At 64.3% G+C, this 23962-nt stretch carries 13 protein-coding genes and 1 pseudogene; 5 read left to right on the top strand and 9 right to left on the bottom strand.

The window, feature by feature from the left end:
• Nucleotides 1-121: 121 nt before the first annotated feature.
• Nucleotides 122-1513: a TolC family protein gene (locus HKW67_RS21530; RefSeq protein WP_171227359.1), complete on the bottom strand. Its 1392-nt coding sequence runs from the start codon at nt 1511-1513 to the stop codon at nt 122-124.
• 640 nt (nt 1514-2153) lie between these two features.
• Here HKW67_RS21530 and HKW67_RS22870 point away from each other — a divergent pair.
• The 3 genes from HKW67_RS22870 to HKW67_RS21515 all read left to right on the top strand — a co-directional run bounded on the left by HKW67_RS22870 (nt 2154) and on the right by HKW67_RS21515 (nt 5749).
• Nucleotides 2154-2498 carry a HEAT repeat domain-containing protein gene (locus HKW67_RS22870; protein ID WP_425486227.1) on the top strand — a complete coding sequence of 115 codons (345 nt, stop codon included), beginning with the start codon at nt 2154-2156 and terminating at the stop codon, nt 2496-2498.
• A 223-nt stretch (nt 2499-2721) separates the two neighbouring features.
• Nucleotides 2722-3372 carry a PD40 domain-containing protein gene (locus HKW67_RS21520; protein WP_171227357.1) on the top strand — a complete coding sequence of 217 codons (651 nt, stop codon included), beginning with the start codon at nt 2722-2724 and terminating at the stop codon, nt 3370-3372.
• An 85-nt stretch (nt 3373-3457) separates the two neighbouring features.
• A complete protein-coding gene (locus HKW67_RS21515) occupies nt 3458-5749 on the top strand; it encodes a protein kinase domain-containing protein (protein ID WP_171227356.1) in 2292 nt (763 codons plus the stop codon).
• Between the two features lie 90 nt (nt 5750-5839).
• Here HKW67_RS21515 and HKW67_RS21510 read toward each other — a convergent pair whose 3' ends face one another.
• Entirely contained in the window at nt 5840-6172 is a 333-nt protein-coding gene (locus HKW67_RS21510; RefSeq protein WP_171227355.1) for a nuclear transport factor 2 family protein, read from the bottom strand.
• A 141-nt stretch (nt 6173-6313) separates the two neighbouring features.
• Between HKW67_RS21510 and HKW67_RS21505 the strand changes: the two genes are divergently transcribed.
• Complete coding sequence (locus HKW67_RS21505; RefSeq protein ID WP_171227354.1) at nt 6314-8896, top strand: serine/threonine-protein kinase; 2583 nt, start codon at nt 6314-6316, stop codon at nt 8894-8896.
• A 118-nt stretch (nt 8897-9014) separates the two neighbouring features.
• Here the strand turns inward: HKW67_RS21505 and HKW67_RS21500 are convergent, their stop codons facing one another.
• From HKW67_RS21500 to HKW67_RS21490, 3 genes are all read right to left on the bottom strand, one after another.
• On the bottom strand, nt 9015-12281 hold the full coding sequence (locus HKW67_RS21500) for a S41 family peptidase (protein ID WP_171227353.1): 3267 nt from the start codon (nt 12279-12281) through the stop codon (nt 9015-9017).
• Nucleotides 12282-12474: 193 nt separating this feature from the next.
• A complete protein-coding gene (locus tag HKW67_RS21495) occupies nt 12475-13380 on the bottom strand; it encodes an alpha/beta fold hydrolase (protein ID WP_171227352.1) in 906 nt (301 codons plus the stop codon).
• Between the two features lie 198 nt (nt 13381-13578).
• Nucleotides 13579-14487 (bottom strand): MBL fold metallo-hydrolase, encoded by a 909-nt coding sequence (locus tag HKW67_RS21490; RefSeq protein WP_171227351.1) that lies wholly within the window; start codon nt 14485-14487, stop codon nt 13579-13581.
• 255 nt (nt 14488-14742) lie between these two features.
• On the opposite strand from HKW67_RS21490, the pseudogene HKW67_RS22715 reads away from it, so the two are divergent.
• Nucleotides 14743-15099 (top strand): annotated as a pseudogene (locus HKW67_RS22715) (IS110 family transposase); the annotation flags it as partial.
• A gap of 214 nt (nt 15100-15313) precedes the next feature.
• Here the strand turns inward: HKW67_RS22715 and HKW67_RS22710 are convergent.
• The 4 genes from HKW67_RS22710 to HKW67_RS21470 form a co-directional block, all read right to left on the bottom strand.
• Nucleotides 15314-17989, bottom strand: coding sequence for a serine/threonine-protein kinase (locus HKW67_RS22710; protein ID WP_171227350.1), 2676 nt, complete (start codon nt 17987-17989; stop codon nt 15314-15316).
• Nucleotides 17990-18072: 83 nt separating this feature from the next.
• Nucleotides 18073-18507, bottom strand: coding sequence for a PIN domain-containing protein (locus HKW67_RS21480; RefSeq protein ID WP_206044530.1), 435 nt, complete (start codon nt 18505-18507; stop codon nt 18073-18075).
• 225 nt (nt 18508-18732) lie between these two features.
• Nucleotides 18733-21324, bottom strand: coding sequence for a protein kinase domain-containing protein (locus HKW67_RS21475; protein ID WP_171227349.1), 2592 nt, complete (start codon nt 21322-21324; stop codon nt 18733-18735).
• A gap of 20 nt (nt 21325-21344) precedes the next feature.
• The gene (locus HKW67_RS21470; RefSeq protein WP_171227348.1) at nt 21345-23960 is read right to left on the bottom strand and encodes a protein kinase domain-containing protein; all 2616 of its coding nucleotides are present in this window, start codon (nt 23958-23960) and stop codon (nt 21345-21347) included.
• Nucleotides 23961-23962 lie beyond the last annotated feature (2 nt).

Below are 23962 nucleotides of genomic sequence, written 5' to 3'. Positions count from 1 at the left end.
GCAGCGAACACAAGGGTACACATTGGCAGCAGCACAGAGTGACGCAGGCGGCGTCGCAGGTGCGGCAGAGGATTCGCTTTGTGGCGCATGAGAATGGCAGTGATGGTTGTGGTGTGTGAATTCATCGGAGCGCGTCGAGTGTCGCGGAGGCGCGATGCCATTCGACCCGGGCGAGGTGGTAGCGGAGTCGGCCTGCGACGACCTGTTCGCGGGCAGTCGCAACGGCGGCGATAGCCTGCGTGGTCTCCAACGAATTACCAACACCGGCGCGGACGCGGGTACGCGCCTGCTGGAGCTCCTCGAGTGACAGTGCGAGCTGCGCATCAGCGCTCGCGAGCGAGGCCATGGCACGTTTCACATCGACAATCGCCCCATGGACTTCCCGTGCGGCTCGCAGGCGCGTCATCTCGGCTGCATTCGCCGCAATCCGCTCACGCTCTGCGTCGATACCTGCACGCCGGCGGCGAGAGAATCCATCCACGAGCGGAACCGAAGCTTGAATGCCGGCTCGGTAGACAGCAGGCAACGTCGACGTCTGTACGCCGGTGGCGCTAAAGTCGCCAAAGGCCGTGACGCGTGGCAGGAGTTCGAGGCGCCGTGCGCTGATAAGGTTCGATGCGGACTGCGCGCGGGCGCGGCTTGCCTGCACATCGCCGCGTCGCGCAATGACCACCTCGAGCGCAATGGCGCCCTCCATGGCCATCACCGTCGAATCGGAGGCGATCGGTGCGCGCAACGTGTCGCGGATCATCGGCAACATGACGGGCGCGAGCCCCATGGACAGTGCGAGGTCGAGACGAGCCTGCTCGGTTGTGGCACGAGCATCGACCAGCCGTGCCGCCGCAACCGTCACACCGAGGCGCGCACGGGTGACATCGATGTCGGTGGTTTCGCCGACTTGGCGGCGCGCGGCGACGTCAGCGAGTACGGCTGCCGCCAGCGTGCTGTCCGCCTCACGACCAGTGCGGTTCGCATCGGCAGCGAGCAACTGGAAGTAACGCACGGCGGCACCCGTACCAATCGCATCACGCGTCTCGACATCATCGCCGAGCGCTGCTCGTGCGGAGTCGCGCTGCGCGCGCATACGACGCCAGGCCGATGCATCGAGCAATGTCTGCTGTGCGCGGACTCCGACGTTGTACACGCTAAAGGGATCGGAGGCAGCACTCGCTCCGGGGAAACCGAACGTCGCGAGGTTGAGCGTCTGTCGAAGCGCCGTTGCGTCCAGCGACACAAACGGGGAGAGCGGTACCGCGGCGAGGTCGGCGGTGCGTGACGCGATGCGGGACGACGACTGGCTAATCCTCGCCGCCGGGGAGACATCCCTGGCGTGGCGGAGCACGGTGACAACCGACGTGATCGTATCGGAGGCACTGATCTGTTCAGCGCGGGGACTCGTGACCTGCGCGAGCCCCACGTGCGGCGTGCACACGATCACTGCGACGACGGCAGAGGCGAGTCGTCGGAATCGCTGACTGAATGGCCGGCGCGGCGGAAGCACTGCGTTGCTCATGAGCGTGTGGGTGGTTCGGGTCGGTGGGCGGCACGTGCCGACCTACCGGTCGGTCGGCAGGATCGCCACGGCATCCTACCGACCGACCGGTCGGCTGTCAACACCCCTTTTCAACGTCTCCATCCCGTTCCTCCGGATCCGCCCCGAAGCGACCGCGGTACACAGATCGCGACGTACTCGCAGGAGGCACGACACCTTGCCTTGTCGACGTCCGCCCCGGCTGAGATGTACGCGGCGCCGTTTCTACGCGGCGTATCACGGGGCCGACTTCTTGTCTCGCATCTCAAGCGGGCGAAACCTGAACAGCCGGCGTGAGGAGGGGGCTAGCGAGTGACCGTCGGAACGTGGACGGCTAAGGACGCGAGGACCGCATGGATGTGCGGTGATCGACGTGAACCTCGACCCTGCACCCTCGGGTCCACGCTTCAGTCGCCGGACGACATCACGCCATCACGATGCATCCGAGCACGTAAGCTGTTGCTGACCAAGCGTTATCCGCCCAGTCGACAGGTCAATCCGAAAACGGTTCTGCCGACACATCTCCCAGGACGTGTGCCCGTACAACGGTAAATTCTCGAAGCCCGTCACAGAACTCGCATTCGCGTCACGCAAATCGCTCGAGGGAAAGGACGCCCGGTCGATGGCGCTGTGGATGCTGTCACTTTCACGCTCCGAGTACTCCGCCGCATTCAAGGGATCTCCGATGAAGCGGGCGAAGCTGCGGGGACTGAAGCGCAATGCAGCGGTGGTGCTCGGCAACGTGGGATCAGCACAGGATGTACCGTCGCTGATTTCCGCGCTCTCCGACGAAGAGCCGTTGGTGCGAGGGCACGCTGCCTGGGCCCTAGGACGGATCGCCACATCGGCCGCATTGGCGGCGATCCACATGGCGCTGTTATCGGAAGCCGACTCCGATGTCCGGGCGGAACTATCCGCGGCAGCGGACTCGATCTCAGTGAGATCTTCGCCCAGTGAGAGCAAGTAGGGCGCCTTGGGTGCCGTACGTAGCGTCACCAACGCGGCCTTATGGTTTGCGCGTGGCATGTTGGCGACGGGGCGTACCACGATGAGCACGTCTAGCACCCAGTAGTCAAGAATCATCGAACGTTGCTCCAGCGAAGACGATTCCCACAGATCGCCGATGTTTCGACTCTCATCGATGACCGCGTGCAACTGACTCAGCACGTCATCACGTGAGACAGCGAAGTATGCCGCGTCTGCGACTGCACGTCTTACCGCGTCCACGCGAGCAGCAGCTCAACGACGGCGGAAATCACGGGTCCCGTAGAGTCTCCCCCGACGGCAAGTGGCTCGCCTACGTAACGGAGCAAGACGGCCAGAAGAACGTCTTCGTCCGGTCGATGTCGCCAGGCGGGGGACGAGTGCAGCTGTCGACGGAGAATGGCACGGCGCCCACGTGGGGACGGCAAGCGAACACGCTGTACTATCGCGCCGATAGCCGCGTGCGCAAAGTGACGCTCAACCTGACGGGCGCGCTGCCAGCGGTGTCCGCACAGGATTCCCTGCTGGCGCTTCCGTCGAGCAGCGGCACGTTCGATGTGCATCCCGATGGCCGGCAGTTCGTATACGTGCGGGATGGTGTCGAAGACGCGCGGCCGGTGGTGTTCACGAATTGGGCGCGCACGGTCGTTGGTAAGGTGCGCAATCGACAGCAGGAAACATCGCGACACTGTGCCTCGGTCGACTCGATCCGTGGGCATCCGCGCTTGGTGGCGCTCCGACCCGGAGTACGGCATTGGGAACTGTTTACCAACCTGTGTCATCCTGGCGCGGTGCGCGGAAACGTAGGAACCGATGCGACTCATTTTGCGCTCGTGACAGAGGCCGGCGCTGAATGAGTCACGACGGATCTCGACTTCGCCCGATTAGCGGGGTTGCGGAGGCGCCATCCACTTTGTGACTAAAGCGCGGTAGCTTTGGCGCATGACCGATCCCCACCGCGAGCAGCTCCAGACGGCAATTGGCACCGCGTATCAGCTCGATCGCGAGATCGGTGCTGGCGGTATGGCAACGGTGTGGCTCGCCCACGACCCGAAACATCAGCGTGTCGTAGCGATCAAGTTTCTTCGCAATGACGTCGGTGAAGCCGTTGGCGAAGAGCGCTTCTTCCGCGAGATCCGCACGACGGCGGCGTTGCGTCACCCTCATATCCTGCCGCTGTTCGATTCAGGGCGAGCGGGTGATCGTCTGTACTACGTGGCGCCGTTGATCGAGGGTGAGTCGCTACGGGCGCGGATCACGCGAGACGGTGCCCTGCCCCTCACTGACGCGCTGCGATTGCTCCGCGAGGTGACATCAGCGCTGGCTTACGCGCACGAACGCGGTGTGGTGCATCGCGATATCAAGCCGGAGAATATCCTGCTCGGTGAGGGCGGCGCGATCGTGGCCGACTTTGGGATCGCGAAGGCGCAGCTCCCCACGGCGCCCACTGATCTGACGCCGCTGGGGTTCGTACTCGGTACCCCAGCTTATGTCGCGCCAGAGCAAGCCGTGGGAGAGTCGATCGGCCCAGGCGCCGATGTGTATGCGTTGGGGTGCGTGGCGTACGAACTGTTGACGGGATTGCCGCCATTTGCCGGGAGGTCGGCCCAAGGGCTGCTGGCCGCACATCTCATGGAGACGCCGGCGGCGTTGTCGTCGAAGCGCTCGGATGTATCAGCGGAGCTCAACGAGCTTATCGCCCACTGTCTGGCGAAGGAGCCATCGCGACGGCCAGCCGACGCGCGCGAGCTGCTCACGCGTCTCGACGCGCTTGTGTTGCCGACGGCGCAACTGCCATCGACGCCGGCTCGCGCCGCCGCCGTGCCGACGACGGGCGCGACCGAGCGAGCCGTGAGCATCGCGGTCCTGCCGTTCACGAATCTTAGTGCCAGCGCAGACGATCAGTATTTCAGCGACGGTATGACGGAAGACGTGATCGCCCAGCTGTCCGGTGTGCGATCGCTGAAAGTCATCTCGCGGACAACCGTGATGCGGTATCGCGGCACGACCAAGAGCGCCGCGGAGATTGCCGGTGAACTGTCGGTGACTCACCTACTCGAAGGCAGTGTGCGCCGCCACGGCGATCGTCTACGAGTCGTGGCGCAGCTGATCGACGGACGGGACGATCGACAGGTGTGGGCGGAGACGCTTGACCGAAAGCTGACCGACGTCTTCGAAGTGCAGAGCGAACTCGCGCAACACATTGCCGCCGCGCTGCGCACCACCTTGACCGACACGGAGCGACATCGGCTGGTGAGCCGACCCACCACCGACGTGGAGACCTACAATCTCTACCTGCTCGGGCGACACCACTACAATCAGGTCGGGCCGGAATCCTTCGCGCTGGCGTGCGACTACTATCGGCAGGCGATCGCGCGCGACCCGAAGTTTGCCCCAGCGTATTCAGCGCTCGGCAGCGCACAGATCTACCTGGGCACCGGCTATTGGGGCGTACGGCCTGACGACGCGTATCCAGAAGGCGAACGACTCGCGCGTTTGGCACTCGCGCTCGATCCGGATGATGGTGAGGCACAGTGCCTGCTCGGAACCGCCGCTGCCTGGTACCGCTGGGATTTTGAGACATCGCGTGCCGCACTCGAAGCAGCGTTGAAGTGTAATCCGAATGACGGGTGGACGCACAGTGTTCGTGGGCATCTGCTCACGCTGAGCGGTCGATTCGACGCGGCAAAGACGGCGTTGGATCGGTCGATCGAACTCGATCCGAGCTCGCCGATGCTCCGCCTGAACGCTGCGATGCTCGCTGGCATGGGCGGACGACCTGCCGAGGCCATCTCGCACGGAACGGTGTTGCACGCGATGTATCCGGACACCGTGATCGGCGAGCAGGTGCTCGCCATCGGCTATCTGTATGGCGGTCGCGCAGACCTCGCCGTGGCACCGTTTCGGAACGCGCATCAGCTGGCGCCCAGTTCATTCGGTGCACTCTGCCTCGCTTTCTCGCTCGCGATGGCAAAGGAGGAGCGCCAGGCGCGCGAAATCCTCGACGCCCTGCGCACTCGCGAAGCGACCGAGTACATCTGGCCGATGGGTTTTGCGCTCAGCTATGCGCATCTCGGGGAGACGTCGCGCGCGCTGGATTACCTCGAAGAGGCGTGCGACGAGCGCGTGGGGTGGATGCTGTTCATTGGGGTCGAACCTGGCTTTGACGTGCTGCGCAACGAACCACGCTTTCAGGCGGTGCAGCGGCGCGTACTCGGGCACGCTGCACCGTAACCGAGGCGCCGTAACCGAGGCGCCGTAACCGAGGCGCCGTAACCGAGGCGCCGTAACCGAGGCGCCGTAACCGAGGCGCCGTGCGCCGCGCTACATTAGAAACCGGACGTGGTCGATCTTTCCAGCGCGCACGCGATACACGACGCCGATGTGCAACTCTGTGGGGTAGCCCGGCAGGTTCATGCCGCTGCAGTACTCTTCGAGCACGGTGAACTCACCGGTCGTGAATTGTGATCGTACCTCCGCCGAGAGTGACGGGCTGTTGGCGAAGAGCGCCCCGTACATCTCGCGCATCGCGGCTTCTCCGGCGACTAGTCTGTCGCCGGCAGCGTTCTCGATGACTACATCGGTTGCGTAGCAGGCGAGAAAGCGCTCGAGATCGCGGGCGTTGTAGGCGTCGACCTGTTCTTGGACGGGTTTCATGATCTGGTGCTCATGGTAAAAGAGGTGGCGAAGAGCCATTTCTTGCATTCGGAATTTAGGGCGCCTCTTCAAATGCGCTATGCGGCGATGGAGGAGGCACGGAGGGCACGACCGACATCCGTACGTGCTATGTTCTTCCCCATGACTGACACCACCGCGCTGGCGGCCGCGATCGCGGATCGCTACACCCTCGATCGTGAGCTCGGCCGCGGTGGCATGGCAACCGTGTATCTGGCACGCGACATCCGCCACGACCGCATGGTGGCGCTCAAGCTGCTGCATCCGGAACTCGGGGCCGTGCTGGGCGCCGAGCGCTTTTTGTCGGAGATTCGCACCACCGCCAATCTGCAGCACCCGAATATTCTGCCGCTCTTTGATTCCGGATCGGCGGCGGGGCTCGTGTTTTATGTCATGCCGTACGTGACGGGCGAGACGCTGCGCGACAAACTGGCGCGCGAAGGGCAGCTGTCGGTGAACGACGCGGTGCGCATTACCCGTGGAATTGCATCGGCACTCAACTATGCCCATCGACAGGGTGTGATCCACCGCGATATCAAGCCGGAGAACATCCTGCTGCAGGACGGGCAGCCGCTGGTGGCCGACTTCGGCATCGCGCTGGCGGTGAGCAATGCGGGGGGCACGCGCATTACGCAGACGGGCCTGAGCGTCGGGACACCGGCCTACATGAGTCCCGAGCAGGCGGCCGCGGAACGACAGCTTGATGGACGCAGCGACCAGTACTCGTTGGCCAGTGTGCTGTACGAGCTGTTGGCGGGTGGGCCACCGTTTACCGGCGCCAGCGCGGCGGCAGTCATGAGTCGCGTCATGACGGAAGTGCCACGTCCAGTGCATGCGCTTCGGCCGGCAGTGCCGGAGTCGGTTTCCGACGCACTGTCGCGTGCGCTCGAGAAGGTCCCGGCAGACCGCTATGAAAGCGTGGCGCACTTCGCTGACGCGCTCGCGGTAGACGGCTCGTCGGGATATCGCGCGTCGAAAGCCGTCGCCGCCGCTGGGCCATGGAAGCGACGGGCACTGGTGATTGCCGCGATCGGCGTGGTCGCAGCTGGCGCGTCGTGGATGGTGCCGCGTTCGTCGAGTGCCACGTTGTCCGACCATGGCAGCGCACCGCGATTCTTCAGTATTGCGCTGCCTGACAGTCTGCCACTCGTGCCCGGTCGTGATCGATTCGGCGCGGCGCTTCGGTCACTGGATATCAGTGGCGACGGGCGTAGGTTGGTGTATACCGCAGGGCGTGGAGATTCCACAGAACTCGCTATCGCGGACCTCGATGACGGCACGGTGGCGCTGGTCTCGAACACGCCCCGCGCGAGTATGCCGACGTTCGCTCCCGATGATCGCGCCATCGCGTTCATGCAGGACACGCTTCTCCGTCGCATCAACGCGAACGGCGACGGCGGTACTACACTCGCCGTGTTCAGAACGTTGGAGTCGCTGGCGTGGGGCCGTGATGGGCGGGTGTATGGTGCCGGGTATGCAAGCTGCCTTCAGTCGGTGCCGGAAACTGGTGGTGCCGTTCGCATCGACTCGGCGCCGGGCTGCCCGGTAGTCATTACTCCAACACACCAACCACTTGCCCAAGCCACGCCACTCGTGGTCGACTCTCGTTTGCATCTGATACCGGCCACTGGTGGTGCAGCGATACCAATTCGTGCACTCGCAGCAGCGCCGGGCGATTCCGACGTTGTGCAAGGATCGCATCCGCTATTGGTGGACAACCGCTTTCTGGTGTTTGTGCGTGATAGCACCATGTTCGCTGCGCCAATCGACATCAGCAGCGCGCGGCTGACCGGCGCGCCTCGGGTGTTGCTCAGTGGCGTTCACACCGAGCATTTCCCCGTGCAGGCGCATATGGCGTTGAGTGGGGAGGGCACGCTGGTATGGGTGAGCGGCCGTGACGCGTCGCGCGCGCAATTCGTTCGGGTGCGACGCAACGGCACCACCATTGATACGCTGCCGATCCCCGAAGGCGCTGTCAAGAGCTTCGCGCTGAGTCCGGACGGCATGAAGGTGGCGTGGTCCACGCCGGCGCGCTGGAGGAAGGAGCTCATGGTATACGATATTGGCCGTCGCGTCACGGAAACGTACGTAAGCGACCGGCCGATCATGCCGGTGTTGTGGCTTCATCGCGGCGGGGACTCACTGATCACGTCGTACAGCGGCAATACCAGCGCGGTACGTCTAGCCGGACGACGTGTCGATCAAATCAGCGCGCCGCCCATGTTCCACGAGTCAATAGACGGCAAATGGCGTTGTCGCGGAGGGCTGGTCTGGCCGGCCGCGCGGTTACAGGACAGCGTGCGCCTGATACTGTCGCCAACGCAATGTCGATTCTCGTACGATGTGCGATCGATTGTCATGAAGGCCGACGACGGACTGTTCGTCGCACCCGTCGCGAAGCTCGTTCCAGAAACGGTGGTTCGCATCTCCGCTTTCGGGGACGAGCCTCACTGGACCGGCGACAGCAGAAGCGTGTTGTTCCGCGATGGCGATCGCTGGTACGAGGTGCCCATGAGCGCATCCGGAAGCCCACTGTCGCCACCGAAGCTGCTCTTTACCCGATTTTTCAATCAAGCAAATGCCACCAGCTGGGGCCTCGACGAGCAAGGCCGCATGATGATGCTGCAGGGGCCGCCGCTGGTGCGCACGACGCGCATCAACGTGATCACAAACTTCCCACGCTTCGTCGCGGAGAAACTGAAGTAGGGCCTGCCCTATTCGGCATGCGGCGATTCCGCGCCGGGCGATCAACAGCTCTGCCCGGTGCGGCACCTAAAACCTGGTCGCGGGTGGTTCGGCAACGTGCGGCGAGGGCACGCGACTGTCACCGCCGGCTGTTGGCCAGTGTTTTGAGCAACTCTGCCACCGCCCGCTCGAGCTGCGTATCGCGACCGGTATAGCTCTCGCCCATCGGCCGGTCGACGGCGATATCCACGGGGCGTGAGTGCCGCTCGAGGGGCACCAGATCCCGCTGCGCATTGGTCATGAACGGCAGGCGCACTGTGGTCCCGTCCACCATCGTGCCGGCACTGGTATACACATCCCAGCCAGCCGTGGGCTCCCCAACCACCTTGCCGAGGCCGAGCGTACGGTACCCTTCGGTGAAGTTTTCGCCGTCGGACAATGTCTGCTGGCTGGTGAGGGCGATGGTGGGCATGTCGAGCGAACGCTGTCCGAGCACAGGCCGTCCGGGCACCGGCGGCGCGTCGCGACGCTGCATCGTGACGTACGACGTGCGCTGCAGCACGTCGAGCACATGACCGTTCATGAACCCGCCGTTGTTGTTGCGCACGTCGACCACGAGCCCACCACGCAGCTGGTTGTCGTCATCGAGATCGGTATTGAGATTCGCCAGCGCGTTGGCGCCCATGTCGAAGATGTGCGCGTACCCTAACGTCCCGTTGCTGGCTTTAGCGACAATGGCACGCCGCTCTTCGATCCAGGAGCGGTAGAGCGCCACCTTCTCGAGCGCGCCGTTGCGAGCGCTCACCGCTACCGTGCGCCGACGGCTCGCTGCACTCTCGCCGCTGGCGAGCGTGAGGGTCACTCGCCGCCCCACCTTGAAGGCAAGCAGCGAGTCGAGATTCACACCGGCGCCAAGTGGTGCGGCGTCCAGTTCGACCAGCCGATCACCCACGCGAACGTTGCCGGCGAGATCGGCCGCCGCGCCCGGAATCACGGCGCTGATACGGAATTCCCCACGCTGCTCGTACGCGTACCGGTCGAATTCAAGTCCGATTCGTCCGGTCGGTGTCGACTGTGCTGTCGGAGGCGCCGAGATCCCCATGTGCGACGCGTCGAGTTCACCGACCATGAGCGACAGCAGGCGCCGGAGCTCGTCCGCCGTTCCCGCACCCGCGATGAGCGGCGCATAGCTCGTCTGTACCCCATTCCAGTCGAAGCCATGGAAGTTGGGATCGTAGAAATTGTCGGCGAGGAATTCCCATGCCTGGTGGAACACGTCCCACTTTTCGCGATGGAAATCCACATCGAGCTCGGCCCGAACGGTCAACGGTTTGCTGGCGCGCGTGTCCAGCGCCACCGACGTGACGCGTCCACCGTCGAGATACCACAACGACTTCCCGTCGGGTGAAAACTGTACCGACCCCTTCGCACTTCCCGAACTCACCAGAGGCCGCGCCACGGCGGGTTCACTGGACAGATCATCAAGCGAGTACGTGTAAATAGTCGGCTGGTTCGCGACGACCGCGGTCACAGCCAGCTGCTTGCCGTCGCGTGACATCGTTTGCACGCCGACATCCACGCCAAGGGGCAGGAAGCTGAGGCGACCGCGGATCCCTTCGAACACAATGCGCACGTTGCGCGGGTCCGGGCGATAGCTGACACTGTCGCCGCGCATCGCACTGTCGGCGCGCACCGCGACCGGAGCTGGTGCGACCGGAGTCGCGATTCGACCCGGTGTCTCGTCACGAAAAAGCGCTTCGAGTTGCTCCTCACGGAAGCGTGGTGTGTACGGCAGCAGATCGACGCGCGCCACTTGGCCCGCCTCCACGCGCATGCCGGTATCGAGCAAGAGATAGCCACCATCGGCACTCCACGAAATGGAGTTCGCGCGAGTGTTCGACAACCAGCTCACTTGCTTCGCCTCGCCGCCGCTGCTGGAGACAACCCACGCATTTACAAACATCTTCGTGCCGGCGGTGAGAAAGGCGATCCAACGTCCGTCAGGGGACCAGGCGATGGCGCCGTTCGACACCATCGGGGCACGACCGAAGATCCCCTTGGCCATCGTGCGAGTCGTCTTGGACTCGACACTCACCACTCGCAACTCATTTCCATGGATGTACGCCACCTGCTTGCCATCCGGTGAAAAGCGCGGCGCGAGATCGCTCTCCCCACCATCCGTCAGCGCCGCTTCGCGCGAGAGCGTGAGGTCGTACGTGTACAGGCGCCAGCGTCCACCTCGATTGGCGGCGTAGACCAGCCGGCGCGAATCGGGAGCCCAATCCAGATGCGTCTCGGCCGCAGTGCTCGCCGTCACGCGAAGCGCATCGCCTCCATCGCTCGAACCAGCGACGAACACGTCACCGTGTGCAAGGAATGCCACCTTCCGACCATCGGGTGAGACGGTCAACTCGCTGAAGCCCGTTTGCAGATTGAGATGCTGCACGGCGTCGCCTGATACCGCACCACGACGCGCGATGGGAACCGGGCGCGCTGCGCCGCTACGCACGTCGAACGTCCAGATGGCGAAGTCCCGTTCAAAGGCGATGGTGTTGCCGTCGCCAGACATGGATGGCCAGAGCACGCGACCAGTGGTGAAGCGCGTCAGGGCGCGTGCGTCACCGGCCAATGGCTTTTGCCAGAGGTTCTGGCTGCCATTTCGGTCGGAGACGAAGTACAGCGACGTACCGTCGGCGCTCCACATGGGCCACAGCTGTCGCGCCCCTCTCGGCATCACCTGCTCGTATGCCGGGGGCTTCGAGCCATCTCCGCGCACGAGCCAGAGCTCGCTCTCGTCGAGATGACTCCGCCCTTTCCGCCACCATTGCGACAACCCGAAGCCTCGCGCGACGATGGCCGTGATCGAGCCGTCGGCGTTCGGTGCGGACATGAACTCGCTAGCGAACCGGTCGGCCGCCACCGGCATCGGCGTCCCGCCCTCAGCGCGCACGCGATAGACATCATTCATGCTCGAGATGTCGTGTGCGGTGCTCGAGAAGTAGATCCAGCGTCCATCGCGTGACCATCCATCGAGCGACTCGTTGCCGTCGTCGAAGGTCAGACGCCGAACGGCTCCCGTGGAGAGCGTCAGAATCCAGATATCGTTGCCGCCAGCGCGATTCGACACAAAGGCCAGCCGTGCGCCATCAGGCGAATAGAGCGGGTGCGACTCGTTGGCTGCGTGTGCGACGAGCAATCGCGCTTCACCGCCAGCGGTTGGAACGGTCCAGATGTCACCGGCCGATACGAACGCGATCTCACGGGCGTCCGGCGAGATACCTGGTTCGGCGAACGAGGCGCGGGCCTCAGCGACCGGCCGAAGCGGAGTGGACGGCGCCTGCGCAGATGCGGAACGGCCCGCAGCCAATGCGGCCAGAGCGACAGTAGTTACGGCGATGCGAGACATAGAGTATGGGAAGAGGGACCACTTGGGGCATCAACTTCGGTGCCGTCGCAAATCGGTGACCACGATGAGATGATCGGAGGTCCGTCGCGACATATCCCGTATGAGGTTCAGCGACGCCAGCAGGCTATCCGCCAGGCACTCGGATCAGGATCTCGAAACCCGCCTCCACATTGGTCGTCGGGCCCGCCTCGATCTAGGGCAACGGTCGTCCGAGGAATGCCCGCAACGCAGTGAGCGTCTCGGAGCGTGTGAGAATCCCGCGCACGCCGCTATGTGTTGCGCTATCGACTACGACGTACTCAATGGAAGGACGAAGTACCTTCAGCGCATCGAGGTCTGCCTTTAGCGGATCGAGTGATCCTACGATCGCGAGCGTTGGTACAGTCACGGCGGCGCCGGCTGCAGGCGTAATTACCTGGTCGGCTCGCGAGCGTGTGAGTGCTGCAAGAGCGAAGCGGTCCTGCGTTGTATCGGCAATGCAAGCCGCAGAGAGCGCACGCAGACGCTCGGCTGTCGGGGCAGGTTCCGTTGGGGGGCGTAGGCGCGCCATAAGCGTGGGGCTGATGCACTGCGCATCCCGCTCGCGCGCCTCGACGTCGGCGACCTCTGCAAGCGATGCATTCCACACGAGGCGCCCCGCGCCTGCGATCAGGACGGCCGAACGAAACCGCTCAGGATGCAGCGTCAGAAGCTGCGAGGTCACCATGGCGCCGAGCGAATAGCCGACCACGTGTGCCTTAGCGAGGCCGAGATGGTCCAGCAGGCGAACAACGTCCAGCGCCATCTCGCGGCCGTATGACGCTGCCTCGTGCGGCTTGTCGCTCCGGCCGTGTCCCCGCTGATCGATGGCTATGACGCGATAGTCGCGGGCGAGGTCGCCGAAAATTGGCACTCGGCGCCAGCCGGCGAGCGAACCCTCGATGCCGTGAATCAGGACGACAGGGACACCACGCCCCTGTTCCACATAATGAATGCGCACGCCCTTGCTCACGAAGCTCGTATCAACGAGCTGCGCGGGCGCAGCGGCAGGGGCCAGCGCGAATCCAACTGACGCGATAAGTGCGGTGACTCGCCACGACCGCGGGAACGGGGCCATCATGAACTCCATCGAAGTCGGGTGACGATTGACGGTGACTATGTCTGCTGCTGCGGCATAACGCTTACGTTGTGCAGCGGTCGCTCAAAATAGGAAGCCGTGAACGGAGGCGCGCCAGCGCCGCAGTTACACGGCGCACCGCTGAGCGGCCGTCTGCACCAACGTGAGGTTAGGCAGCCACTGCGCGGCCACTGCGGTCGCTCACGGCGACTGCATGTCGAAGCCCACCGTCAGCAGGCGCAGCGCCATCAGGCGTTCAAGATTCGCCAGATCGTGGGCGAGCACCACGTGGACGCCCGCCCGCTGCAGGTCGCGCAGCCAGCGGAGCTCCGCGTCGACCGCCAGCCGATCCTCGCCGCCAAACCGTCGCGTCGTCGCCTCGGGCTTGTGCCGTTGATTCGTGATGCCGTCCATCGTCCACGCGACGTCCCCCGCCAGCAACAGCTCCTCGCCGGTCTCGAGCTTCACAAACACCATCTGCGCGCCCGGCGTGTGCCCGGGGGCTTTGATCACGACCACGCCGGGTGCCAATGGCATCAAGCGGTCATAGTCGAACTGCAGATACTTGGCGCTCGTCACTGAGTCGATGTGGATGTCGGGGCGGCTGGGGTGATCAACAAGCGTGCGAACCTGCGCGCGCAAAAGCAGGGTGTGGGATTGGATGGTTGCGAGGAAGGGCGACTGCAGCACACCCGCGATATGGTCGTAGTGTTCATGCGTGACCAGCACCAAGCGCGCGTCGCGCATCGCCGCATGAATCCGCTGGTGCGTCGTGTCGTTAAAGGTCTTGCTGGTCGGCACGAACGAGCGATCCATCGCGGCGTCCACGATGATCCATCCACGTGGGAATCGGATCTGAAAGACCGGTACCGCCGCGCGCATGGTGTCCGGACCCGCGCCTTCGACCCAATCCGCACGCGGGATCGAGAACGGCGTCTGCAGCTCCAGTCGGATCGCGGTCGGCGCGGCGCCGGGGACGGTGCCGGCCAGGCGCCGAACCTCCGACAGCTGCGGTGCCGCGAAGGGCTCGCCCTGTGCCGCGAGGCGCGTGCGAACGCCAACGCTCAGCAGGGCACACATGACGAGGGAACGACAACCGACGCGTGCCATCAGGATTCGGGAAAGGATGCTGAAAGGAGAGGAGGCTGGTTGGCTGCCTTGTATCTACCGTTTTCATGATTCTGCAGTAGTTCTGATCAGGGCGCCAGCTCGTTGTTGCCTGGGTGATATACACCGTGCGTTAGCCGGAGCGGCGTGCCTGATTGACAGTCGTGAGAGCCCGAACAGTTGCGTGGGCCGACCAGGTGTCGAGCCCGAATTATCACAAGGACGGGCGCGGACGACGACCCCCGAGGCACTGGAGGCATGATGTTCGTCGGAATCGATGTCGCGAAGGCGGAGCTGGTCGTGAGCGTGCTGCCCAGCGCACAGCGCTTCGCGGTCACGAATGATGAAGTCGGGGTCCGCACGCTCGTCGAGCGCCTTCGTGTGGTGGCGCCGCAGCTGGTCGTGCTCGAGGCGACCGGTGGGTACGAACTGCTGACGGTCGCCGCGCTCGCGGCCGCGACACTGCCCGTGGTGGTGGTGAATCCACGCCAAGTGCGGGACTTTGCGAAGGCAACGGGGCAGCTGGCGAAAACGGATCGCATTGACGCCGACATTCTGGCGCGCTTCGCCGATGTCGTCCGACCGGAGGTGCGCCTTATTCCCGACGCGGCGGCGCACGAGGGCGAAACCGTGGTGAGGGCTGAGGGCGTGTCGAATTGCGCCCACACGAGGACGCCACGCCAGTCGTCGAACTGTCCGTCAATCACGACGCGCGGGGGCATCTGTTCGGCGCGCGCGTGCCGTTGGGCTGTGTCGACTCCTGAACTGGCGCGCGCGCAGGCTGCGAGGACGGTGAGCGCGAACAGCATGGCGGTGTGTCGAGTCGGCACTATCGCGTCACTCCGGGCACGCTCAGCAGATAGACGTCGCTGCGAAAGTCGTGGGTTTGACAGGTGCCCACTGGAGCGGCGCGAGCGACGGAAACCGTTTGCACCCAGCAACGAGGCGGGACAGCCATGACCGGAGTCACCGCTCCACCGGTGCTGAGGACGCGATACAACACCGGCGCGCCGGCGGCAATAGACCAACGCGCGAAGTATATAAGGCCGGAGGTGGTCCAGCTCAGGTATGTCGACGGCGCCGCCTGATCAAACCGCACGAGCACGCGGAACTTCCAACCGCTTGAGAGTGACAGCACCCCGAGCACGCTCGTTCCTCCCGACGACGCCACCACCGCTGCTTCACGCTCATCCGGGCCGATTGACATGGACACGATACGCATGCTGTCCGGCGCGACAATATACAGCGGGGCGGCGTCACGCGCGGAGAAGACGACCAACGAATCACCGTTGCGTCGCAGATCCACCATACCGGTCTGCGCGATCGGAAACGGGACGTTTGGTTGATATGTGGTGAGCTTTCGAACGACTCGTCGCGGTACGTCGAGCTCATTCACTTCTCGGATGTATGTACCCTCTTCTGGTTGCTTCAAGAAGATCAAACGGGCTCCGCTGACCGACAGCGAAGGCGCCGCACCGAAGCCGATCCCGAGGCTTGCGCTCAGCGGCTGCTCTTCCAAGCCCGGAGACGCCAAAGAGAGCTCATACATGTTGTCACCGAGTGCATCCCCACGCGAATAGTAGATGCGCTGCCCATCGGGCGACGGCGCGGGCGTCCCATACCAGCTCGTGCCGCGCGTTTGCTGGCGGCCGACGGCGGCGGCTCCGTTCTGAATGGGGAAGCTCCACAAATCCTGCACGGCATCACCAGAAACAAGCGCAACCCGTCCGCTCTTACGCGCCACGTCGAAGTCACCGCGATACAGCGTCTGCATGCGCGGCAGCAGGACCCTCGGCTCGCCACCGAATCGCGCGCCGTCGAGCACAGGAATCGCGACGAGCTCATCGTCGCGCGCAGGGGCAGGACGAAAAATGAGCAGCGCGGTGCCGTCCACATTCCAGCGCATCGTGCGCCTCACGGACCGTGCCGTCGAATCGAGCACGGTGCCATCACGGCGCAGCAGGTAGATGCCGCTCGGCTTGGCTACCGCGAAGCTTTTGCCATCGGGAGACCACGCGATCGATCGAATCTGCCGATCGGGCATGCGAATACTGTCGATAATCGATCCACCTTTCACCTCGACGATGTGGGCAAAAGCTGAGGTAGCTAGTTCATCGACGAGCGGCACGGCAATCAGCGTATCACCCACTGGATGCACATCGAAACGAGCACGAGGGCCGATCTGGCGAGCCACGCCGCCAAGCCGGGGCATTTGATACAGGCCTTCGCGCGCCGAGTCCAATCGCGCGACGAGAAAGAGCGCGCTGTTGTCGGCACTCCACCGCACGTCCGTGATGGATAGGACGTTCTTGAGTATCTCAACCGGCGTGGTCGTACCGCTATCCTGAATGACCAGCGACGAGCGGCACGGGACCTCGCTGTTGCCCACGTCGAAGTCGAGTGGAAACGCGGAATGCCCGGGTTGTTCACACGCGCCGCGAACGTAAGCCAAGACATCCCCATCGGCGCTCAGCGCGGGTACGGCGGTCTGTCCACTGAACGTAACCTGCGCCGAGGAGAGCGAGGAAGAGGTTGCCGTCAAACCCGCACGCCATTGGATGACGGTGATGGTCACGACCGCACTCAGGGTGGCGCCGATCAACACCGGAAGCCAGCGCCGTGACGCCGTTAGAGCCGCGGCTGTCGACGGACGGTCAAATGGGTGCGTATGTTCGTCAGCGGCAAGCGCCTCCGCGAATGCCGCCGCACTGGCATACCGATCGACTGGCAACTTGGCCAAGGCGCGCAGCACCGCCACCTCGGTACCCACCGGAACCGACTTGCGGGTGAGCGTGAGCCGCTCCGGCTCGGCGCTCATCACCTTGGCCACGATCGCCTGCACACTGGCCCCGGTAAAGGGCGGCTCACCGGCCAGCATTTCGTACGTCACCGCACCTAATGCATAGATGTCACTGCGCGCGTCGATGGTGCGTTCGCCCATCGCCTGCTCGGGACTCATGTACTGCGGCGTGCCGAGGGAGAGCCCCGTTTGCGTCATGCGGGCGCCGCCGGCGCTTTGCACGGCGAGGGCAATGCCGAAGTCGGCGACGACCGCGGCGCCATCTTGCAGGAGGATATTCTCCGGCTTGATGTCTCGGTGGATGATGCCTTGCTTGTGCGCGTGGTCCAGCGCGCCGGCGACCTCTCGCGCGATGCGAAGCGCGTCGTCGAGGGGCAGCTGTCGTTCACGATCAAGCCGAGCGCGCAGCGTTTCGCCTCGCACAAACGGCATCACGTAGTACAACAACCCATCGGCCGCGCCGGAATCCAGCAGCGGCAAAATGTGCGGATGCTGCAGCTTCGCAGTGGTTTTGATTTCACTCAAGAACCGCTCAGCGCCCAAGGCCGCACCGAGGTCCGGGTGCAGCACTTTTATGGCGACATCGCGCTCGTGCTTGAGATCGTGCGCGAGGTACACGGTGGCCATGCCGCCGGCGCCGAGTTCGCGCGAAACGCGATAGCTAGGGCTCAGGGCGGTGGTGAGGCGTTCGAGAGTGGAGGTCACCGCACCAATCTGCCACCTGAGCGGTGCGCCGTCGAGGCCGTTTGATTGTTCGCGTTACCTCTGCCAGGCAGTCCTCCACGCCTTCACTGAGTTCGGGCCGCTACTTCGACACGATCACCGCACGACTGGAACGTGCGACCTCGTTCATGACCGAGAAGCAGTTGTCCTTGCAGCCGTAGACCGGAGACAGTGCCTAACCCGCACCACGCGAGCATGCTCAGTCTGTCTATATCCGCAAAGTCGTCGGGGTTCATCGTCACGACCGTCGCCCGGTGCACGATGGCCCGTGTCGCGATCATACGGTCGAGCACCTTGCGGCGGGAGTAGCCGGCGCGCTCCACAATCGTGCGGTATACATCGGCCGCCGCATCGTCAAAGGCGAGCGCCGGAATCGCGCTCAAGACCACATCGAGGCGCGCACGCGCGATCGGCGCATCGACCGAATCGCGGTACACGCCGCCCTCAAGCTCGACACGGGTAACAACCGACATCAACACCGCCCCGTCTAATCCTGCCACGCGTTCGGTGATCGTCGAATCGCGTCGCGCAGATGGATCACTACGTTGGTATCCAGCGCGAACGACATCGGAGCGCCTCGCTGTTCCCGCTACGAAAGGTTCGACTGCGCGCAACGGTCATAGCCTCCCCGTTTTTGGAGATACACGTATATACGTCGTAGCCGTGCACGTGGCACACGGAGGCGCGCCACGAAACACACTTCGCGCGCGCCTAGATTGCCCAACTCATCGCCGCTCGTCTACCGACTCGAGCATCCAGATATTGGCTTCCTCGCGATGGACGGTGTAAAAAACCTTGCGGCCGTCGCGGGACACGACGACCAGTTGCCCCACAGCATGGCCGGGCAACGCGCCAGACACCCGTTGAACGTTGTTGCTGACGACGTCGAGCAGCCCGAATGTTCCGTCGCGCAACTCCGCCAACAGTGTACGGCTATCTGGGAGCCACCCGGGGTACCATGACACGGCCAGGCTGTCGAGCCCCCAGGCGCGCCGTTGCGCACGATCGTAGACCGCGAGTGCAGCGCCCCGGGGTCTATCTCTCCGATTCCCGACGATATACCGCCCATCTGGAGAATAGGAGGAGGGCGCAATCGGAACACCGTCGACGACCGCTCCGGTCAGCCGCCGAACCTGCGCGCGCGTTGCGGGCCACGGACCATCCGCCTCTACTGCAGCGAGCGAACTATCGGCGAAGAGCAACGTCCGTCCATCTGCCGTGAGCTGCGGATACGTGATCATCCCGTACGCGATCGCCGTGAGCGGCTCCAACGCACTGCCATCCGCATTCATGCGAAAAGCCTGATACGTGCCTGTTCTGTTCGAGTAAAACACGAGGCGTCCATCGGCCGTGAACCGGGGCAATCGATTGTTCGTGCCATCGGTGGTGATCTGGCGAAGGTTCCGCCCATCGCTGTCCACCATCCACAGGTCCGCGGGAGGCTCTTGGGAGAACAGCGCCAAGGTACGCCCGTCGTCCGAGACGTCTGACACGGCGAGCGTGACCGCACGGCTACTGAGGGGGCGCGCGTTCGACAGCGTGCGCTGACGTATGTCGAGATCCGCGACCGCCGGGTTCTGCGTGAGCGAGCGGGCCCTGAACACCAGTCTGCCCGCATCACGCGCCACGCGCGGAAACTCAAAGCCGGATTCGGCGCCCGCCGCCACCAACTGCGGCGAGCCCGTGGCTTCGCCAGAGCGTTGGTTCACGCCGATGCGCCAGATGCCCATGGTTCCGCCGCGATTACTCGCGTAGTACACAAAGCGGCCGTCGGCGCTCCACTCCGGCTCGAGATCGATCGCGGCATCACTGGTGAGCCGCACGGGAGTGCCGCCGCTAGCGGGCACGGTCTGGATATCCCGTTGGCCATTACGCAGCACCACCATGGCAAGGCGCTCCCCCGACGGCGACCACACGGGCTGATACACCGCATCAGGGCCGGTCGCCACGGTGCGCACCGCACCTGACCGCACGTCGACGATTTCCAAAGTCCCGACGGCCGTGACCGCGAGTGGATAGCGGCTCGATTCCGTCTCGTACACAATAGCATCACCCTTCGGCGACCAACTGGAGGCAAAACCGCGTGGCGATACGCGCCGTACATTCTCCCCGGTCGCCTCAACCACAAACACCCCATTCGCGCGGGAGAACGCGATGCGCTGACCATCGGGCGAGAAGGTGGGGAACTCTTCGTCGGAGCTGGAATCGCCCGCAATCACAATGGGTGTGCGTCCACCAATGCGCTGCACGTACACATCCCATGTGCCGCCGCGCTTGGAGGAGTACGCCAGCGTTTTGCCGTCGGGCGAGATCGCGGGGGTGGTCTCGATGCCTTCGTCGAGGGTGAGTCGCACCGTGCGATTGAATGTCACTGGTGCAGTACCCTGCCGCGCACCGAGCCAATAGGCCGCGCCGCTGAGCGCCAGCGCCGCAACGACACCCGTGGCGACGCGCCATCGGCTCGGCCTCATCGGCGTGCGGAGCGCCGAACGCTCCGCCGAGCGCGTGTCGGTGGCTGTTGCCAAGGAAGACGCAAACTGCCCGGCCGACGCGGGGCGATCGGCTGGCGAACGGCTCAATGCGCGCATGACCGCATCGTTCAGCGACGGGGGCACGGTATCGCGCAACGTGCCGAGGGACACCGGGCGCTCGCTCAACACTTTCGCCACAATTGCCTGTACGCTGGCGCCGGTAAAGGGCGGCTCGCCGGCGAGCATTTCGTACGTCACCGCGCCGAGCGCGTAGATGTCGCTGCGCGCGTCGATCGTGCGCTCACCCATGGCCTGTTCAGGGCTCATATACTGCGGCGTGCCGAGGCTCAGGCCTGTCTGCGTGAGGCGCGGGCCGCCGGCCTGTTGTACGGCGAGGGCGATGCCGAAATCGGCCACCACGGCCGCGCCATCCTGCAGCAGGATGTTCTCGGGCTTGATGTCGCGGTGGATGATGCCTTGGCGATGCGCGTGCTCGAGAGCGCCAGCCACTTCGCGCGCAATGCGCAGCGCGTCATCGAGTGGTAGCTGACGCTCGCGATCGAGCCGCGCGCGCAGCGTCTCTCCGCGCACATAGGGCATGACGTAGTACAGCAAGCCATCCGCCGCGCCGGAATCGAGCAACGGCAGGATGTGCGGATGCTGCAGCTTCGCCGTCGTCTTGATCTCGCTGAGGAACCGATCGGCGCCAAGTGCTGCACCGAGATCGGGATGCAGGACTTTGATGGCGACGTCGCGCTCGTGTTTCAGGTCGTGCGCAAGGTACACGGTGGCCATGCCGCCGGCGCCGAGTTCGCGGTCGACCGTGTAGCGCTCGGCCAGCGCCATCCTCAACTGCTCGTACACCGTCATTGCAGCGCCCCGCGTACAACGACCGTATGTGGTGGTCGTAGTGCGCGCACGAGCACGAACTCACCGTCGCGGCTTACATCGAACGAGGCAAAGGTGAATTCACTCAAGAGATAGTCACCAGAGAGTACAGACCGGGTGCGAATCACCGACGGTGACGCGCCAAGCGCCACGTCACATGCCATGATCCGATTTCCCTGCCCGTAGTACACGGCATTCCCATCCGGCGCCCACACCACGCTGAACGCGCCGTCTTGGGTTAGCTGCACGCGTCCGCCGGGTCCCGGGAACGCCGCGACAAATGCCTGACGCACGCCGTTGACGTCGGCAGTATACGCGACCCACTTCCCGTTCGGCGAGAAGCGAGGTCCGTAGTCATTCGATGGGCCTGTGGTGAAGCGGTGCGCGGTGGTATCCGCTACGGTCCACCACCAGAGATCACGACCGTCGTCGTCTTGGCGAAGCGTGAACTTGCCGATCATGGTGCGCCGATCCGGGGACATCTCGATAACGCCGACGCCTTTGGGTGAAGGAAGTACAGATTCCGTGTCTCGGCCATCGGCCGCACGCCACACGGGGCCGCGCCCTCCCTTTCCGAGATCCGCATACATCACTCGTGCACCGTCAGCGCTCCACGATGGCGCGGTTCGTCTACCGGGCCTCAGATCTGCCGTCAGATTGGACTGTATTCCGGAAGAACGATCGAGGGTATGAATCGCGATGGCGGTGCCAGTCTCCGCCGACATCATCACCACGTGTCGTCCATCGGGTGAGAATCGGGGCGAGAGAAGGCGCGTTGAGTCAGTGACCCGCTCCGTGACCTCTCCTCGTCGATTGGTGACCACGAGCTGAGAAGCATCCACGCGCTCGCGGTACACCAGATCACCGCGCGATGATAGTGCGGCGTCGGCGATGCTGACGGCCGGATAGGTGTCGAGTCCCGTGGCCAGCCGACGGGGCTTTCCACCGAGCGCTCCCGTGGCGAGATCGATGGGCACGGAGAACAGCTCCTGTTCTGACGAGACGTAGAGTAGCTCACCACGGTACACGCCGAGCGCGAGTAATGCGTCGACCTCGATTTTTGCTGACTTACCTGTGGCGGCGGACACCACGTACAGTTCGTGAGTCGCGCCGTTGGGCGACTGCTCCGTGTACAGCACGTGTTCACCGTCACCGGCGGCCATGGGCCACCGCAGGTCCACGCCTTCCGGTGCGCTAGCCAAGGGACGCACCGCTCCGCCATCAGACGACACGACTGAGAGCGTACGCGATCCCAACACTCCGAAAGCCAACTCGCGGTCGGAGAGCCAGGTAATACCACGCACGGTACTCGTCGCGTACGTCGTGACTCGTGTTGCGCTACCACCCTCAGCGGGAATGCGACGCAGTTCTCCGTTGGCAGTGAAGGCAATAGTGCGACCATCAGGAGAAAACGCTGGATTGAGCGCTCCGGCGGTATTCTCGATCGGCGAAGCACTGACGGCGTTCAGCGGCCGACGATAGAGCTGCGTTTGTCCAGTCGAATCGGCCGCGACATACACCAGCGTTGCCCCGTCTGGCGAAAACGCGTAAATGCGCCCCACCATATACTGCGGGACGACTTCCCCACGCCGAAAGTCGAGAGTGAACCGCGTTTCCAGGGTCGGTGCCACGGAGGACGTCGCTCCCCTGCCCAGCCATCCTGCTGCCGCGCTCACCACAGCACATGCGATGATGCCTGCCGTCACCATGCCGCGCGGAGTACGCGTTGCATACGCGACGGGAGTGCCGACTGTCTCGCGAACATTTGGCAGCGACAGCGCGAGCGCGAAGGCGCCAGCGCTGGAAAACCGATCGGCCGGCAGCTTGGCGAGCGCCTGCATCACGCCCTGCTCGACCACGACGGGGACTGTATCGCGCACCGTGCGCAGAGAGGCGGGGCGCTCCGTGAGAACCCGGGCCACAATGGCCTGTGTCGTGGCACCGGTAAACGGTGGCTCGCCGGTGAGCATTTCGTACGTGACGGCGCCCAGCGCGAACACATCCGTGCGCGCATCGATGGCGCGCTCGCCCATCGCCTGCTCGGGGCTCATGTACTGCGGCGTGCCGAGCGAGAGGCCGGTTTGCGTCATGCGCGCACCGCCCGCGTGCTGCACGGCGAGGGCGATGCCGAAGTCGGCGACCACCGCCGCGCCGTCTTGCAGGAGAATGTTCTCCGGCTTGATGTCGCGGTGGATGATCCCCTGCTTGTGCGCGTGCTCGAGGGCGCTCGCGACTTCACGAGCGATGCGCAGCGCGTCAGGAATTGGGAGCTGCTTCTCGCGCTCCAGCAGCGCACGCAGCGTTTCGCCTCGCACAAACGGCATCACGTAGTACAACAACCCATCCGCCGCGCCGGAATCCAGCAGCGGCAGAATGTGCGGATGCTGCAGCTTGGCCGTCGTCTTGATTTCACTCAGGAACCGCTCGGCGCCCAACGCCGCGCCGAGGTCCGGGTGCAGCACTTTGATGGCGACATCGCGCTCGTGCTTGAGGTCGTGCGCGAGGTACACGGTGGCCATGCCGCCTCGGCCAAGCTCACGCTCTACCACATACCGCTCTGCAATAGCCGCCGAGAAGCGCTCAAAGTCTGTCATTC

The organism is Gemmatimonas groenlandica (genome assembly GCF_013004105.1).
Taxonomy (GTDB): Bacteria; Gemmatimonadota; Gemmatimonadetes; order Gemmatimonadales; family Gemmatimonadaceae; genus Gemmatimonas; species Gemmatimonas groenlandica.
The sequence above is the reverse complement of the archived record's forward strand: the minus strand, read 5'-3'. Positions and strand labels throughout refer to the sequence as shown.

Coding starts and splice junctions, on each gene's coding strand:
- HKW67_RS21530 (WP_171227359.1), bottom strand. CDS start 1,513: ATGAGCAACGCAGTGCTTCCGCCGCGCCGGCCATTCAGTCAGCGATTC.
- HKW67_RS22870 (WP_425486227.1), top strand. CDS start 2,154: ATGGCGCTGTGGATGCTGTCACTTTCACGCTCCGAGTACTCCGCCGCA.
- HKW67_RS21520 (WP_171227357.1), top strand. CDS start 2,722: ATGCCGCGTCTGCGACTGCACGTCTTACCGCGTCCACGCGAGCAGCAG.
- HKW67_RS21515 (WP_171227356.1), top strand. CDS start 3,458: ATGACCGATCCCCACCGCGAGCAGCTCCAGACGGCAATTGGCACCGCG.
- HKW67_RS21510 (WP_171227355.1), bottom strand. CDS start 6,172: ATGAAACCCGTCCAAGAACAGGTCGACGCCTACAACGCCCGCGATCTC.
- HKW67_RS21505 (WP_171227354.1), top strand. CDS start 6,314: ATGACTGACACCACCGCGCTGGCGGCCGCGATCGCGGATCGCTACACC.
- HKW67_RS21500 (WP_171227353.1), bottom strand. CDS start 12,281: ATGTCTCGCATCGCCGTAACTACTGTCGCTCTGGCCGCATTGGCTGCG.
- HKW67_RS21495 (WP_171227352.1), bottom strand. CDS start 13,380: ATGATGGCCCCGTTCCCGCGGTCGTGGCGAGTCACCGCACTTATCGCG.
- HKW67_RS21490 (WP_171227351.1), bottom strand. CDS start 14,487: ATGGCACGCGTCGGTTGTCGTTCCCTCGTCATGTGTGCCCTGCTGAGC.
- HKW67_RS21475 (WP_171227349.1), bottom strand. CDS start 21,324: ATGGCGCTGGCCGAGCGCTACACGGTCGACCGCGAACTCGGCGCCGGC.
- HKW67_RS21470 (WP_171227348.1), bottom strand. CDS start 23,960: ATGACAGACTTTGAGCGCTTCTCGGCGGCTATTGCAGAGCGGTATGTG.